The 15,430-nt window shown below is 44.3% G+C and carries 11 protein-coding genes and 3 tRNA genes; 6 read left to right on the top strand and 8 right to left on the bottom strand.

What is annotated here, in order from left to right; translation table 11 throughout:
* Positions 1-363 precede the first annotated feature (363 nt).
* The 4 genes from betA to RH96_RS01605 form a co-directional block, all read right to left on the bottom strand.
* Complete coding sequence (gene betA, locus RH96_RS01620) at positions 364-2,061, bottom strand: choline dehydrogenase (RefSeq protein WP_010196460.1); 1,698 nt, start codon at positions 2,059-2,061, stop codon at positions 364-366.
* Between the two features lie 114 nt (positions 2,062-2,175).
* Entirely contained in the window at positions 2,176-3,690 is a 1,515-nt protein-coding gene (gene betB, locus RH96_RS01615; protein WP_010196458.1) for a betaine-aldehyde dehydrogenase, read from the bottom strand.
* Positions 3,691-3,911: 221 nt separating this feature from the next.
* Positions 3,912-4,487: a TetR/AcrR family transcriptional regulator gene (locus tag RH96_RS01610; protein ID WP_010196454.1), complete on the bottom strand. Its 576-nt coding sequence runs from the start codon at positions 4,485-4,487 to the stop codon at positions 3,912-3,914.
* Between the two features lies 1 nt (position 4,488).
* Positions 4,489-4,833 (bottom strand): DMT family transporter, encoded by a 345-nt coding sequence (locus tag RH96_RS01605; RefSeq protein WP_010196452.1) that lies wholly within the window; start codon positions 4,831-4,833, stop codon positions 4,489-4,491.
* 665 nt (positions 4,834-5,498) lie between these two features.
* Between RH96_RS01605 and RH96_RS01600 the strand changes: the two genes are divergently transcribed.
* The 3 genes from RH96_RS01600 to RH96_RS01590 all read left to right on the top strand — a co-directional run bounded on the left by RH96_RS01600 (position 5,499) and on the right by RH96_RS01590 (position 7,180).
* Positions 5,499-5,574 (top strand) — tRNA-Asn (locus RH96_RS01600).
* Positions 5,575-5,764: 190 nt separating this feature from the next.
* Entirely contained in the window at positions 5,765-6,094 is a 330-nt protein-coding gene (locus RH96_RS01595) for a hypothetical protein (protein WP_010196450.1), read from the top strand.
* A gap of 351 nt (positions 6,095-6,445) precedes the next feature.
* Positions 6,446-7,180 (top strand): hypothetical protein, encoded by a 735-nt coding sequence (locus tag RH96_RS01590; RefSeq protein ID WP_010196447.1) that lies wholly within the window; start codon positions 6,446-6,448, stop codon positions 7,178-7,180.
* Between the two features lie 91 nt (positions 7,181-7,271).
* On the opposite strand, the gene RH96_RS01585 is transcribed toward RH96_RS01590, so the two are convergent.
* The 4 genes from RH96_RS01585 to RH96_RS01570 form a co-directional block, all read right to left on the bottom strand.
* A tRNA-Ser gene (locus tag RH96_RS01585) sits at positions 7,272-7,362 on the bottom strand.
* 83 nt (positions 7,363-7,445) lie between these two features.
* Positions 7,446-7,536, bottom strand: a tRNA-Ser gene (locus RH96_RS01580).
* A 162-nt stretch (positions 7,537-7,698) separates the two neighbouring features.
* Positions 7,699-8,865 carry a type I glyceraldehyde-3-phosphate dehydrogenase gene (locus tag RH96_RS01575; protein WP_010196444.1) on the bottom strand — a complete coding sequence of 389 codons (1,167 nt, stop codon included), beginning with the start codon at positions 8,863-8,865 and terminating at the stop codon, positions 7,699-7,701.
* A 101-nt stretch (positions 8,866-8,966) separates the two neighbouring features.
* Positions 8,967-10,934 carry an AAA family ATPase gene (locus tag RH96_RS01570; RefSeq protein ID WP_010196437.1) on the bottom strand — a complete coding sequence of 656 codons (1,968 nt, stop codon included), beginning with the start codon at positions 10,932-10,934 and terminating at the stop codon, positions 8,967-8,969.
* A gap of 377 nt (positions 10,935-11,311) precedes the next feature.
* Between RH96_RS01570 and RH96_RS01565 the strand changes: the two genes are divergently transcribed.
* The 3 genes from RH96_RS01565 to RH96_RS01555 all read left to right on the top strand — a co-directional run bounded on the left by RH96_RS01565 (position 11,312) and on the right by RH96_RS01555 (position 15,150).
* Positions 11,312-12,838 (top strand): aldehyde dehydrogenase family protein, encoded by a 1,527-nt coding sequence (locus RH96_RS01565; RefSeq protein WP_010196435.1) that lies wholly within the window; start codon positions 11,312-11,314, stop codon positions 12,836-12,838.
* A gap of 137 nt (positions 12,839-12,975) precedes the next feature.
* A complete protein-coding gene (locus RH96_RS01560) occupies positions 12,976-13,302 on the top strand; it encodes a DUF779 domain-containing protein (protein ID WP_010196433.1) in 327 nt (108 codons plus the stop codon).
* Positions 13,303-13,506: 204 nt separating this feature from the next.
* On the top strand, positions 13,507-15,150 hold the full coding sequence (locus RH96_RS01555) for a GMC family oxidoreductase (RefSeq protein WP_010196430.1): 1,644 nt from the start codon (positions 13,507-13,509) through the stop codon (positions 15,148-15,150).
* Positions 15,151-15,430 lie beyond the last annotated feature (280 nt).

The following is a 15,430-nucleotide window of genomic DNA, read 5'->3' as shown; positions in this document are numbered from 1 at the left end:
CCTATCATTGAAAGCAATTGTCGCCGTGTAGGGGAATGCAATAAATCGTTCATTTAATTATCCTTGGCACACTTCGTTTTTATAGTAGGGTCTGTTGAACATTCAAATGTGGTACTGGCAGTGGCTATTTTTTAGACAATACGCAGTGAAATTTTTGACGCCTAGTCATTCTAGGTTAGACAATTTCGCCATGTATTGGCAAAAAATAGCCCTGCCCTGAAAGGCTGATGCTAAAACCACCCCAAACGTTGTTGTAAACCTAGCTAAGGTCTCGACATTATCGTCGGTTTACGCCTAGTTTGGGAAGATTTTAGCGATCAGCAGTCCTAATATTTGAATGTTCAACAGACCCTAATATTTAATTTAAACAGAACCATAAGCACGCATCGGCTCAGCTCTCAATGGTGCACCATTGGCGGTAAAATAATCTACCGTCGAGCGTGGCAGCTGCACACCGCGCATCTTATCAACGATTTTTTCGGCCAGCATAATGGTCGTCGCGTTGAGATTGCCACTGATGATGTTGGGCATAATCGATGCATCAACGACGCGCAAGCCATCGATACCATGTACCAGCCCTTCACCATTGACGACCGAATCCTTGTCTTCGCCCATCGCACAGGTGCAAGATGGATGATAAGCCGTCTCGCTATGATTACGGACATACTCGTCCAACTGTGCATCAGTCACTAAATCATCGGTCGGTGCAATCGAGCGACCACGATAAGGGTCAAGCGCTGGCTGATGCATAATCTCACGAGTGATGCGCATGGCAGCACGGAACTCCTGCCAATCTTGATCATGAGACATATAGTTAAACAAGATACTCGGATGAGCACTTGGGTCTTTCGACGTCAGCTTGACACGACCACGACTTGGCGAGCGTAATGAGCCCACGTGCGCTTGGAAGCTATGAGACTTCACGGCACTGCGACCATCATAGCGTACCGCGAGTGGCAAGAAGTGATACTGAATATTAGGATGGGTAAACTTCTCATCGGTACGAATAAAACCGCCACCTTCGAACTGGTTTGATGCGCCCAGCCCAGTACCATTGAATAACCACTCAGCACCGATGGCTGGCTTGTTCCACCATTTATTGGCAGGTGCAATCGACACTGGCAGCTTACATTCATACTGCATATACAGCTCTAAATGATCTTGCAGATTATTACCAACGCCTGGTAAATCTATAATCTCATTAACACCTAGATCTTTTAACCATTGACCAGGGCCAATACCAGAGCGCTGCAATAATTGCGGTGAAGCAATTGCACCAGAGGAAACAATCACCTCACGAGAGGCATGAAAATTCTTGGTTTGACCTTGATGCTCGACTTTGACACCGATAGCACGCTTACCATCGAACAAGATTACATCGGTCAGTGCACCCGTCAAAATCGTAATATTGCTGCGCGGTTTAGCACGGTCCAGATAGCCACGGGACGTTGAAGCACGGCGACCATTAGGCGTTACGAAACGATCCATTGGCCCAAAGCCTTCTTGCTGATAGCCGTTTAAATCATCGGTACTCGGATAGCCAGCTTGCACGCCTGCTTCAATCATCGCTTGAAACAGTGGATTGACTCCGGGTTTTGAGGTCGTCATCTCAACAGGACCACCCACACCATGATAGTCATTCTCGCCAGCATCGCGGTTTTCTAACTTTTTAAAATAAGGCAGGCAATCCAGATACGTCCAATCTTCTAAGCCTTTAATCTCAGACCAATCATCAAAATCTAGTGCATTACCACGGATATAACACATACCGTTAATCAATGACGAGCCGCCCAGTCCTTTACCGCGACCGCAGTCCATCACGCGGTTGTTCATATTCGGCTCAGGATCGGTTTTATAACCCCAGTTATAAGTAGTTCCTTGTAACGGCATGGCGAGCGCCGCTGGCATCTGCGTACGAAAATCTAAGCGATGGTCTGGACGGCCCGCTTCTAGCAGCAGCACCTTAATGTTGGCATCTTCGGTCAAACGTGTGGCCAGCACATTGCCTGCTGATCCTGCGCCAACGATGATGTAGTCATACTCAGGTGTGGTTGATGTCATAAAACGCTCCATAATATTGAAAAATAAATCATTTACTATCAGTAAAGTCGAACAAAGAACAAATTAGCTCTACTGAACCACTTTACTGATTAAGAATTTTCTCAATAAGATTGATTAAAATACAGATTCAAACTTACCCAATTCTACTTGGATAGATTTGGTCTGCGTATAATACTCAAGGGCTTCAATGCCGTTTTCGCGGCCAACACCTGAATGCTTATAACCACCGACTGGCATTTGAGCGGCTGATTCGCCCCATGTATTTAACCAGCAGATACCCGCTTCAATTTGAGCAATGACTCGATGTGCTCGGGTCAAATCAGCAGTCACGACGCCAGCTGCCAATCCATACTCAGTATCATTGGCACGGCGAATGACTTCTTCTTCGGTCTCATAAGTCAATATCGACATCACTGGGCCAAATATTTCTTCACGTACGATAGTCATTTCATCAGTACAGTCAGTGAATACCGTTGGGGCAACGAATGCGCCATTTGCCAATTCGCCTGTGGTCACACGGTCACCGCCTGTTAATAAGCGTGCACCGCTAGCCTTACCTTGCTTGATATAACCAAGCACTCTTTCCATATGCGGGAAGCTGACTAGTGGGCCCATGTTGATGTTTTCATCCATTGGATCACCCATCTTAATACGCTCAACACGCGTTGAAATGGCTGCTTCAAACTTGGCCTGTAAGGCTTTAGGAATGAACACGCGCGTACCATTAGTACATACCTGACCACTGCTATAGAAGTTCGCCATCATTGCGATGTCCGCAGCTGTATCGATGTCCGCATCATCAAAGATAATCAATGGCGACTTGCCACCCAGCTCTAATGTCACATCTTTAAGAGACGATGATGCTGCACTCGACATGACTTTTTTGCCCGTCGGTACGCCACCGGTAAACGAGACTTTGGCGATATCAGGATGCTGAGTTAAGGCCTCACCCACTTTATAATTACCTTGCACGACGTTAAATACGCCATCTGGTAAGCCTGCTTCTGTCAAAATTTCTGCCAGTTTCAATGCCGTCAACGGTGTCACTTCTGACGGCTTGAAGATCATCGCGTTACCAGCAGCTAGTGCTGGTGCTGCCTTCCACATCGCGATTTGAATCGGATAGTTCCATGCACCAATACCAGCGACTACGCCAAGTGGCTCGCGGCGAGTGTAGACAAAGCTAGTATCACGCAATGGGATCTGACGACCTTCAATCATCGGTGCCAGACCCGCATAATATTCAACGACATCCGCACCGGTGACGATATCGACATACTTGGTTTCAGAGTACGCTTTACCTGTGTCTTTGGTTTCGAGCAATGCCAGTACGTCATTGCGCTCGCGTAATATCTCAACGGCCTTTGATAGGATTCGACCACGCTCAACCGCTGTCAATGCTGCCCAAACTTTTTGACCTTTTTGTGCTGCTTTAACAGCCTCATCAATTTGCTCATTGGTCGTTTGTTGGATGGTCGCCAGCACTTCACCCGTCGCTGGATTGATATCTTCAAAAGTCGTCAGCGTTTCATCTACCGCCAAGTAACGGCCGTTAATATAAGCCGTTTGAATTTGTTCTAAGTCGATAATATCTGTTAAGTTATTTGAGTTTGTATTAATAGCTGTCATGCAGTGCTCCTATTGACGACTGGCAAAAGCCTTATGAACAAGCTAGTACCGAATAATGTCGTCATGGTTTAAGTTTTAAAAATAAAAGTTATATCGTTATGTGATTAAAAGTCGCTATGTGACTAAAATTTGTTATATGGCTAAAAATCGTTATGTACTTATCAATTGTTCTTTAATAAATTATTTGAGCGCAGCATTTTAATGAACGCGCTGCACCATCTTTATGCATCGAAGTCACGTTGCGTCATTTTTATCAAACGATCACGTAATGACTGTTTGTCTACTATGTCAATGCCGGAAAAATCTGAGAGCCAAATCCCATCAGCGACCAAACGTGCCATACATAAGGTCTCCGTATTATCAGTTGCCTCATGCTTTTTCAATTGCTGATTCGACCACTCAGCCCATAATTCGCGCAGCTCACTATCGCCTAGCATCAATACATACAATGTTGCTTGGCTATGAAATTCTGCCTGTCCTTTTTCGCCTAAGCTAATCGTGGCATCGATATAAGCGCGGGTAAAAGAGCCATAACGCACGGGGTCTTTAGCCATTGCTGTATCTACTTCTGCCTCAAACTTCGCCATCGCATCATGAAACACTTCCAAAATAAGCGCGTTTTTAGTGGCGAAATGATGCATAACGCCACCTTTAGTTACCCCAACGGCATCAGCGACTGCTTGAAAGGTCACTTTAGATAACCCTTGCTCTAGCGTTATTCGTGCTGCCTGATCGAGCAGCGCCCGACGCACAACTTCTGGCTGTTTTTTACGTTTGTAAGCGTTTTCCACTTCCATATCAATGCACCACAGAATTAGAGAATAAGTTCATCACCATCACACCGCCCACAATCATAGCGATACCAACTGCTGCTGCTGTATCGAGGCTTTGCTTAAAAAACACCAAGCCCACGAGTGATGTCAGTACGATTCCGAGTCCGCCCCACAGCGCGTAGGCAATACCAAGCGGTATGGTTTTAAGGGTCTGCGTCAACAAATAAAACGAGATGACATAAAGCAAACCCATAATGAGCGTCGGTACCAAACGCGTAAACTGCTCTGACTTCATCAAGAAGGTAGTGCCGATCACTTCACAAATGATGGCAATGGCTAAATATCCATAAGCAATAGTGGTAGGACTCATATTTAGAACATCCATAACAATTTATGGCACATAGCAACAAAGCACCGCATACAAAAGAAACCATACGGTCGGTATTCTATAGAAATAAACCAGCAATGTGAAGGTAATTTTACAATTTTATATTTCTAGGCGATGTGCAAATTCTCTTAGTATTCAAAAAGATAGGCAATTCATCTAATCAAATATGATTGCAAAGACTGATAACTAACACTGATGAGTGCTTATTTTAATGATTAATTAGGGTCTGTTGAACATTTAAATATTAGGACTGCTGATCGCTAAAATCGCCCCAAACCTTTTATCAAATCAGGCGTAAACCGACGATAATGTCGAGACCTTAGCTAGGTTTGCAACAACGTGTGGGGTGATTTTAGCATCAGCCTTTCAGGGCAGGGCTATCAATTAAGGCTTTCCCTAGTTAATTAATCCTAGTCACCTAATCTAGTCACTTAATAAAGATTTCAGATATAGGGGTTCATTAAAACAGCCCGTTTAATAAGGGATTACGGGTTATTTTTAATAAGTTACGACAATATTTATTATTAATGTCATAATAAGGTTGACAGCCTCGAACGACTTGGCTAAAATGTGCCCCACATAACGCAAACAAGATAAGTAATCGCTTTGATATAAAGCATGAACAATCTGCTGTTATGACCATCTATTCTCCAATAGCTCAGTTGGTAGAGCAACGGACTGTTAATCCGTGTGTCCCTGGTTCGAGCCCAGGTTGGAGAGCCATATACTAAAAACCTTCATCATAATTTGATGGAGGTTTTTTTATTGTTGCCCCTTTTATAATTACTTCTAATAATATTAGCACAGCTGCGGTGTTCTTTTAGACATTTTTGTTGTATGGTAAGGTTAGTCTTGATTGGGTTTGTTTTTGTTTGAGTGCTTTGCTCCTACTCACTAAAAGTAATGGTTTATTATGATACCTGTACGTATAAAAAATAAGTTTTCTGATCATCCGCAAAAAATCATGCGGCCAGTCAGCATTCGTCTGTCTGAAGAAATGATTTCGCTACTAGAAGCGACTTCGTCTGATTTAGGTTTCAAACGTATTCAAGGTCTTATACGCTTGTATATTCGTCAAGGTCTCGATCGTGACCATCAGGATTACACCCTAGCCCATGATGAAGTATTTATCGAAACCCTGCGTAAGCGCGGTGTGAGCCAACACATCATCGATGAGGCTATTGTGGTAACCCATAATAATAATATTTCTCATCCTTTGTCTGAGTTACAGAATAACGATTAGTAGCACTGCCATTAAATGCCACTATAAGAGTACATGTAAAAAGTCATTGGTCCGTCATATAAAACCTCATAATGATTTTTATTAAAAAAGACCAAGTTCGCTGTAGCAAACTTGGTCTTTTTTTGTCTGTTATAAAGATTAAAGCATTATTGATATTTTCTTATATCCTCTTCTCGTTATGTACCTCCCTTTCGTACTTAAAATCACTCGTCTTTTTTAGCGCAGTATTAAATTTGCTACCGGATTTAGCCATAATCAAACACAAGCTGTCATTAAACGAGGTATATTAATAAAATAATCGCGACTATTTATTGGGTTTCAACATAATAAAGATTTACAAGGAGATGTACGATGAAGAGCTTACATCAGCGTTTCAACAAAACTTTGTTTTCAACCATGACGGTAGCAATGCTAGTAATTGCGACTGGCTGCTCATCGCCGCAGACTGACCCAAGTAAAACGACCATACCGACAGATTCAGACCAATGGCAAAAGAAATTGGGGCAAACTTTTGAGCAGTTGTCTGAGGCCGATCAACAAGTGCTTAGCCGATATATGCTGCGTATGAAATTGAGCGATGCTTATGAATCAGGCGCGATGCCACGTACCACCATCAAGCAAGCCCTTGTGCAACAGCGTGAATATGAACGACTACATCCAAACAATCCAACGGGTAAAAAAAGCCCTATTGTCAGCAGTCAGCCAGCTTATAGTGCCAATGCACAGAACTACCCTGTCGCTCTATTACCGGTCAAAGCCAGTGATAGCGACAGCTTAAACCAAGTAAAATTGCAGTTCATGCTATCAAACCACGGTCAAGTCGCTATTCAAAGCTTCAAAGGCACACTGACCATGCAAGACATTAAGCTGGCGCAAGGCAAAAGCTTTAACGTACCACTAACCCAGTTTAATCCCCCTATCAAACCAGAACAGTCTGGCAAAATTATCATTGAGAGTAGTATTGAGGACATCAATGTCATGCGCGCCATAAAAAACACCAAGGACATGACTATTATGATCAGCAAAGGCACATTGGTGTTAGAGAATGGACAAGAAATTGAGTTCGATGAGTCATTGATAAAATAAAAGCAGTCATTCAGATAATTGATAAAAATGGTGTTATAAAATTCATCATAAAAAAAGCCCCAATCAGCAATGATTGGGGCTTTTTCGAATTTGGAGGAGACGGAGAGATTCGAACTCTCGAAGGGCTACAAACCCTTGTCGGTTTTCAAGACCGGTGCATTCAACCACTCTGCCACGTCTCCATTGGTGGATCATTATAACGATATAAAATAAAAATGCAACAAAAAAAGCCGCAATCATTAATAATAATTGCGGCTTTCGAATTTGGAGGAGACGGAGAGATTCGAACTCTCGAAGGGCTACAAACCCTTGTCGGTTTTCAAGACCGGTGCATTCAACCACTCTGCCACGTCTCCATTGGTGCAATATTATAGCGATATAACATGAGAATGCAAGCGATTAATTGAACGAATTTAAATTATTTTGATGCTATCGTTGATTCAGTTTAAAAGAGAGTTAAGGCAACTGAGTGCAGAGGTATAAGTCATACTTCAAACGAGGTTAGCGCTGTCACTCTTTTATATAGGATTGACGATAGGCTTTTTATGAGATGCTAGATGCAAACACATATCTAGCAGCCTATTGGCATAGCCCCATTCGTTGTCATACCACGCAAAAACCTTGTATTGCCCGCCCACTTGCATCAGCTGTTGTCCATCAATAATCAGCGATTCAGTTTGATGAATAAAATCGCTGGAGACCAGTGGTTCTTCGGTATAAGCCATGATGTCATGCAAATGTGCCTGACTGGCCGATTTGAGTACCTCACGAATAGCCTCGACACTGACATCTGGTGTATCAAACACAAAAGTGACATCTATCGCCGCCACATCGATGGTTGGCACGCGTATCGAATGTCCATTTATCTTGCCCACCATCGCTGGCAACACCCGCTCTGTCGCAGCGATACTGCTAGAGGTGGTCGGAATAATGTTGTAGCCAGACGCGCGCGCCCGTCTTGGATCACGGTGCGCCTGATCTAGCACGGTCTGGTCAGCGGTAACCGCATGAATCTCCGTCATCATGGCAGACGTCACGCCAAACGCCTTATCAAGGGTATCAATGAGTGGCACCAATGCCTGCGTGGTACAAGAGACACTCGATATAATCGGTAGCTCAAGCGTTAACGCCTCCGTATTCACACCCATAACGATACAGGCATCCACATCATCGAATGGCGCGGCACCGATAATCACTTGCTGCGCGCCAGCGTCGATATGTAGCGTCGCTTGCTCATAAGAGCGAAAGTGTCCAGTACACTCTAGCACCACATCGACACCCAGCGCCTGCCAAGGTAGGTTTTGTGGATCAGGCTCTGATAGCATATTGATGCAGTAAGTCAGATTGTTCTTGGTAAGGCAAAGCTGGGTTTTGCTGGTGTCGTCGGCTCCACTCTCTACAAGCTCAGCATTGACGCCCAGTCGACTGAGGCGACCGTGCGTGCTGTCAAATTTTAACAAATGCAGCAGGATATCCGCTGGCGCTAAATCGTTAATCGCCACCACATGAATGGCACGGCCTAACACCTCAAAGCGCTCTAACAAGGCGCGAAGTACATTGCGCCCTATACGTCCAAAGCCATTGATAGCAACCCTCAGTGGCTGTGTGTGCTCACCCGTGGTACGATAGCTCGCTGCTATCGGGTCAGAGGTCAATTGATAAGTGGCGCTAGAAAAATCAGGCATAACAAGTTATCGCTATTTTATAAAGGGCGGTAGGATCGGCGCGCTGTCACCTTGGACGTGCTTTGTTTTGATGGCTGCTACCTATCAAAGCTTAATAGACGTTATGGCGTGATAAAAATCAGCGCTAAGCGAATGGTATTGTAGTCGATACTTTGTTTAAGATGATCAAATATTGGACGCAGTTTGATACTACCATCATCATTAAAATCGTTCGGATTATTGGCGACTTTAATGGCGACATAGGCATTACCAACGGCTGTCATCACCTCATCCTCTGGGCGCAGATGGTTGCAGGCGAGGCTTGGATCTTGTGCCTTTAGATCGCCAATATGACGCATGATGGTTGATTGTGACAGCTGACGCGCTTGTGAGATTTCTGCAATGGTCAAGCTCTCTTCTAACAGCACTCTGGTCGCAAGCAAGGTGCTGTCTGACTTATCAGAGACCTGATTGCCAAGCTTCTGTTTTTTATCGAGCTTCGCATGCTGTTGTTCGCGGCGCTTTTTTTCTAGAGTGGCATAGGCATCAATCACCGACTTACTCAGTGTACCCCCTGACTTCAAGGTGAATTTTTCATGTGCCTGCTGCATGCTCTCTTCATCTAGCATCGCATAATTGGCATCGGCTTCGTCAGACAGTACTAAAAACCGCTTATCTGCCCCACGTGCCAACGGGTCAAGTTGCAAGCTCATGTCATTCATACCCAGCAGTTGCAAGCCCGACAGCGATTTGAGTCGTGACAGTGCCACATAGCCCTGCCCAAGCTCAAAGGTACGTGATAAGTCAATTTCAGCCGCATCGAGGGTCATGCCTTGTGATTTGTGAATCGTAATCGCCCATGCTAGACAGAGCGGTACTTGCTCATAGCTTGCCAGCACATCACCGGTTTCATCTTCGATCATCCATTCTTCAGGCTCGGCGATGATTTCACGGCCTGAGTTAAGCCTAACCACTGGCATTTTTTGCGTGGTTGGTTTTTTGGTTTTTGGTTTTTCTTTATCTTTTTTGGCAGCACTCTTTTTACCTTTAGCGGTATTTTCGACAGCATCATCTGCATCATCTGCATCATCTGCATTGTCTTCATTAGTCTCGTCACTACTATCATTTTCGATTAACGCCTCACTGCTGTCCTTGCTCTCATCGATTTTAACAGCAGCAAAACCAATCAGCTCACCCATCGTACCGTTAGAGACGCCAAGCTCGGCATTGTTTTTGATAAACATCACCTTTGCGCCCACTTTGAGAATCAGCTCATCTTGGGTACGTACCGTCTTTTTTAGGGTCTCAACCAGCTTACTGTCGCCTGTCGCAGTCGCCTCAAAGCGCATCATCTCTCCATCTAGCGCGGCCAGCTCTTTGTCATTGATTTTATTGACGTTGAGATTGTGTGTATAGAGACGAGTACGCTTGATATCGACGCTTTGATCATAGGTGGCTTCTAACGCGGCAATCGCCTCAAAGGTCACTTCCTGACGACGGATTTGGTTAAGAATATCGTCTAAATCAAGCCCACCATTGGCGGCTTCGCTGACCTGCCGATGCTGCTCAGACAAGTAGCAGATGTGGAACTTAGCATCGAGCCACGCTTCCGACATAAAAGCAAACTTTTCACGATTGCTCTCACCCTTGCTACCAATCGGCGGTAGCTGAAAAAAGTCGCCTGCTACCACTACTTGAATACCACCAAACGCTTTGTCATTTTTGCGTACATGTTTGAGTACTTGGCTGACCAAATTGATCTGCTTGGCGTGCAGCATCGATATCTCATCGATGACCAATACCGCAGTATCTTTTAATCGGTCTGCTAAAAATTGCTTACGCGCTAAATTGCTCAAGTCGCGATCAGACAACTCATCTTTGATACCAATACCCGACCAACTATGAATCGTCGTACCATTCATATGAGTGGCAGCAATGCCCGTACTCGCGGTGACGGCAACCGGTACACGTCGCGCACGAAGATAGTCGATGTACTGGTTGAGAGTATAGGTTTTACCTGAACCTGCTGAGCCAGTCAAAAAGACGTTTTGACCTGTTTTTAGGATATCAAGAGCAGAAGATTGACGCATAGATCCAAACCAATTAAATGAATAGTAATAAGAAGAAGGGCATAAAAAATAAAGTATAGAAAAAGAAAGCTGCCACGTCTAAGTAAAGAATCCTAGCAAGCAGAGGTAGCAAGCCAAAATAGATGGCAACAATTATAACAGCTGCATTCGCTTTGCGAACCACTTTAACCGTTACATATCACATAACTTAAAGTTATATGATACAAAATATATCATTATAAAAAGTCATTATCGTTCCGCACCAAAGCTCAGTACGATAGGGTGATAACTTGTTCAGGAAGACCAAGTATTTATCTTCATGTGACTATACGCTTCACCTGACTATACTTTAAGTAACCCTATTTTAAATAGCCATAATACACAACAAGGAGTGGTTAATGTTATACGCTTATCCCAATACTGAAAACAGTCCCGTCCAGTTCCGCGAAAAATACGACAACTTTATCAATGGTGAGTGGGTAGCTCCCATCGATGGCGAATATTTTGATAACTCAAGTCCAATCGATGGTAAAACCTTCTGTCAAATCGCACGCTCTAAAGAAGCAGATGTTGAAGCTGCCCTAGATGCCGCTCATGCAGCAAAAGACGCGTGGGGCAAAACCAGCGTCACTGAACGCTCTAATATGTTGCTCAAACTTGCCGATGGTATCGAAGCCAATTTAGAGGCAATCGCTATCGCTGAGAGCTATGAAAATGGCAAGCCCGTACGTGAAACCCTCGCCGCAGATATTCCAATCGCCATCGACCATTTGCGTTACTTCGCTGGTGTGATTCGCGCACAAGAAGGCGGTATTAGCCAAATTGATGAAGATACCGTTGCCTATCATTTTCATGAGCCTCTAGGTGTCGTCGGTCAAATTATCCCGTGGAACTTCCCTATTCTAATGGCGATCTGGAAAATTGCGCCTGCACTTGCAGCGGGTAACTGTGTCGTCCTAAAGCCTGCCGAGCAAACCCCTGCGTCTGTTTTATACATGCTTGACATAATAGGTGCAGCGGACATTCTGCCTAAAGGCGTACTGAACGTCATTAACGGCTTCGGTGTAGAAGCTGGTAAACCAATTGCTTCTAATCCACGTATCGATAAAGTGTCCTTTACGGGTGAGACCACCACTGGTCGCTTAATCATGCAATACGCTAGTGAAAATATCATTCCAGTAACGCTAGAGCTAGGCGGTAAAAGTCCAAACATCTTCTTTGCCGATATCATGGATGAAGACGATGACTTCTTAGACAAAGCCGTCGAAGGTTTGGTGATGTTTGCGCTGAACCAAGGCGAAGTTTGTACTTGCCCATCACGCGCACTCGTACACGAAAGTATCTATGATGAATTTATGAAACGCTGTATCGCCCGCGTTAAAGCCATCAAAATGGGCAACCCGCTCGATACCGATACCATGATTGGTGCTCAAGCCAGCTCAGATCAGTTAGAGAAAATCCTCTCTTATCTCGATATCGGTAAAAAAGAAGGTGCCAAAGTCTTAGTCGGTGGCGAACTTGCCAAACATGATGGCGACATGGCAAACGGTTATTATGTGCAGCCAACTATCTTTGAAGGCACGAATGACATGCGCGTGTTCCAAGAAGAAATCTTTGGTCCTGTGCTTGCTGTCACTACCTTTAAAGACGATGAAGAAGCGATGGCGCTGGCCAATGATACCTTATATGGTCTAGGTGCTGGTGTCTGGACACGTAACGGCACTCGTGCATATCGTTTCGGTCGTGGCATCAAAGCTGGCCGAGTATGGACAAATTGCTATCACCTCTATCCTGCGCATTCAGCCTTTGGTGGTTATAAGCAATCTGGTATTGGCCGCGAAAACCATCTGATGATGCTCGATCATTATCAGCAGACCAAAAACATGCTGGTTTCATACAGTCCTAAAGCGATGGGTTTCTTTTAAATCAGTCTTTGGTTGTTTTCTAAATAAATCAATGCAATCTGTCGCAAGGTAGGTTGCATTTTTGCTTTAATAAAGTCTCGATAAGAATCAAAAGTATCGATAAGAATGAGCTATTCATAAGTTACAAGGAGTTAGTTATGAAAGTCACGGCGACAGAATCCTGCAAAGCATTAATTGAATTACTGAAATCTAAGCATGGTGAGCTGATGTTCCATCAATCGGGTGGCTGCTGTGATGGCAGCTCGCCCATGTGCTATCCATTGGGCGAATTTAAAGTGGGCGGACAAGACGTCCTCGTCAGTGAGCTGGTTGGTTGTCCATTTTATATGGGCAAAGCGCAATATAACCTATGGCAACATACCGATCTGACCATTGATGTTGTGAACGGACGCGGTGCCAGCTTTTCGCTAGAAATACCTGAAGGTAAACGCTTTATCGTACGCTCAGAAGTCTGCACGGTATAAGGGCGTTCGGTACAAAATCAGACAGCGTAAACTCTAAACGATGAGCTTAATATCCTTAAGCCAGTCTGTTCTATAGTGCTTACGCAAATAGGTACCGCAGAGTCATTTTTATTTTATTATTTCAGCAAAATAATAGATATTGTAAAGCGTACCCTACTTTAATGTGCACGTTTTAATTAGCATGGATGCTATAAGGAATATAAAATGGAATTTGACAAAAATTTTGATTACGTCATCGTTGGTGGCGGTTCAGCAGGCTGTGTGCTCGCCAGCCGTCTCACAGAAAACCCAGACATCAGTGTCTGCTTATTAGAATATGGCGGCGATGGTAAAGATTTGGCCGTGCGTGTCCCTGCTGGGCTTATTCTAATGGTTCCTGGCAAACCACTTAAGCTAAACAACTGGTGTTTCCATACTACCCCGCAAGAACACCTTAATAACCGACGCGGCTTTCAACCGCGCGGTCAATGTTTGGGTGGCTCCTCCGCTATCAATGCCATGATTTATACCCGTGGCAGTGCGCTTGATTATGAACGCTGGGTCGAGCAAGGTTGCACAGGCTGGGGTTTTGATGATGTACTGCCCTACTTTATTAAAGCAGAAAACAATATCCATGGTAGCGACGAGCTGCATGGTGATAGTGGACCACTTCATGTCAGTGATTTACTAAGTCCACGCGATATCTCAAAAGCCTTTGTAGAAGCTGCCATTGCCAATGGTTTAGATAAAAATGATGACTTTAACGGCAAAAAACAAGACGGTGCAGGTCTCTATCAAGTCACCCATTTCCACGGAGAAAAACAAGGGCAACGCTGCTCTGCCGCAGCCGCCTATCTACATCCCGTCCAAACTCGCCCGAACTTAACGGTCATTACTCATGCGCAAGCCAACCGTGTCATTATTAAAGACAATCAAGCCGTTGGGGTGGCGTACGAAAAAGACGGTGTCGAGCATAGTGTGATGGCGCACCAAGAGGTCATACTGTCAGGCGGTGCCTTTGGCTCCCCTAAAGTCTTGATGCTATCAGGCATTGGTCCTGCTGAACATTTGCAGTCTCATGGCATCGAGGTGGTGGTAGATGCACCCGATGTTGGTGGTAACTTACAAGATCATTTAGACGTCGTTTTTGATTACGAGGTCAATACCACTGATGTCATCGGTCTTGGTATGGCGACTATTTCAACCTTGACCAAAAGCATTCGTCAATGGAGAAAAGATGGCACAGGTCTGTTATCTACCAATTATGCAGAAGCAGGCGCGTTCTTTAGTGTCGGTGACGACCCACAAGAATGGCCAAATACTCAGCTGCATTTTGTCATCTCTCGCGTAATTGAACATGGACGTGATCTTAGACGTGGTTTTGCCGTTTCTTGTCATACCTGTTATCTACGCCCTGAAAGTCGCGGTACCGTCAGGCTTGACTCTGCCAATCCCTCAGACGCGGTATTAATTGATCCAAACTATCTCTCTGACCCCAAAGATGTAGAGTATATGGTGGCAGGCGCTGAGCGTACGCGAGCCATTATGCAAGAGTCGCCAATGGCTAAATATATTACCGAAGACTACCCTGCCCCCTATATCGAAAAAGACGGTATGCTTGGCTATATTCGCAACAAGTCGGACACTATCTACCATCCGGTGGGCACTTGCCGCATGGGTTCAGATGAGAGCTCAGTGGTTGACTTAGAGTTAAAGGTACGCGGTGTGCGTGGATTACGCGTGATTGATGCCTCAGTGATGCCAACGCTGATTAGCGCCAACACCAATGCACCAACGATTATGATTGCTGAGAAAATGGCCGATCTTATCAAAGCCAAACATGAAAATGTTGAAAACGTTGTCGCATAGATAACCATTCTAAAAGCATTTTAGAACTGGTTACGTCAAAAAACGTAACCAGATTATTTCTTTTCGTTTGTATTTAGTCATAAAACCATACTTAAGTGATTTTTTACCACCTATCTCTCTATCTTAAATGTATAGACAAAAAACAATAAAATTTCGCATATTCTACTAGATTCGTGCTGTGAGCAGCATATTCATGTATTTTTCATCAAAATTAGTTTATTTATAGCTTGCGTTACTGCAGATTAAGAGAGTATATTCAAACGACTTATTTATATTTTTA

The organism is Psychrobacter sp. PAMC 21119, assembly GCF_000247495.1.
GTDB classification, from domain to species: domain Bacteria; phylum Pseudomonadota; class Gammaproteobacteria; order Pseudomonadales; family Moraxellaceae; genus Psychrobacter; species Psychrobacter glaciei.
The sequence above is the reverse complement of the archived record's forward strand: the minus strand, read 5'-3'. Positions and strand labels throughout refer to the sequence as shown.

What these genes read in the sequence shown, in the direction of transcription:
- RH96_RS01555 (WP_010196430.1), top strand. Translation starts at nt 13,507, where the DNA reads ATGGAATTTGACAAAAATTTTGATTACGTCATCGTTGGTGGCGGTTCA.
- betA (WP_010196460.1), bottom strand. Translation starts at nt 2,061, where the DNA reads ATGACATCAACCACACCTGAGTATGACTACATCATCGTTGGCGCAGGA.
- betB (WP_010196458.1), bottom strand. Translation starts at nt 3,690, where the DNA reads ATGACAGCTATTAATACAAACTCAAATAACTTAACAGATATTATCGAC.
- RH96_RS01590 (WP_010196447.1), top strand. Translation starts at nt 6,446, where the DNA reads ATGAAGAGCTTACATCAGCGTTTCAACAAAACTTTGTTTTCAACCATG.
- RH96_RS01595 (WP_010196450.1), top strand. Translation starts at nt 5,765, where the DNA reads ATGATACCTGTACGTATAAAAAATAAGTTTTCTGATCATCCGCAAAAA.
- RH96_RS01560 (WP_010196433.1), top strand. Translation starts at nt 12,976, where the DNA reads ATGAAAGTCACGGCGACAGAATCCTGCAAAGCATTAATTGAATTACTG.
- RH96_RS01610 (WP_010196454.1), bottom strand. Translation starts at nt 4,487, where the DNA reads ATGGAAGTGGAAAACGCTTACAAACGTAAAAAACAGCCAGAAGTTGTG.
- RH96_RS01575 (WP_010196444.1), bottom strand. Translation starts at nt 8,865, where the DNA reads ATGCCTGATTTTTCTAGCGCCACTTATCAATTGACCTCTGACCCGATA.
- RH96_RS01605 (WP_010196452.1), bottom strand. Translation starts at nt 4,833, where the DNA reads ATGAGTCCTACCACTATTGCTTATGGATATTTAGCCATTGCCATCATT.
- RH96_RS01565 (WP_010196435.1), top strand. Translation starts at nt 11,312, where the DNA reads ATGTTATACGCTTATCCCAATACTGAAAACAGTCCCGTCCAGTTCCGC.
- RH96_RS01570 (WP_010196437.1), bottom strand. Translation starts at nt 10,934, where the DNA reads ATGCGTCAATCTTCTGCTCTTGATATCCTAAAAACAGGTCAAAACGTC.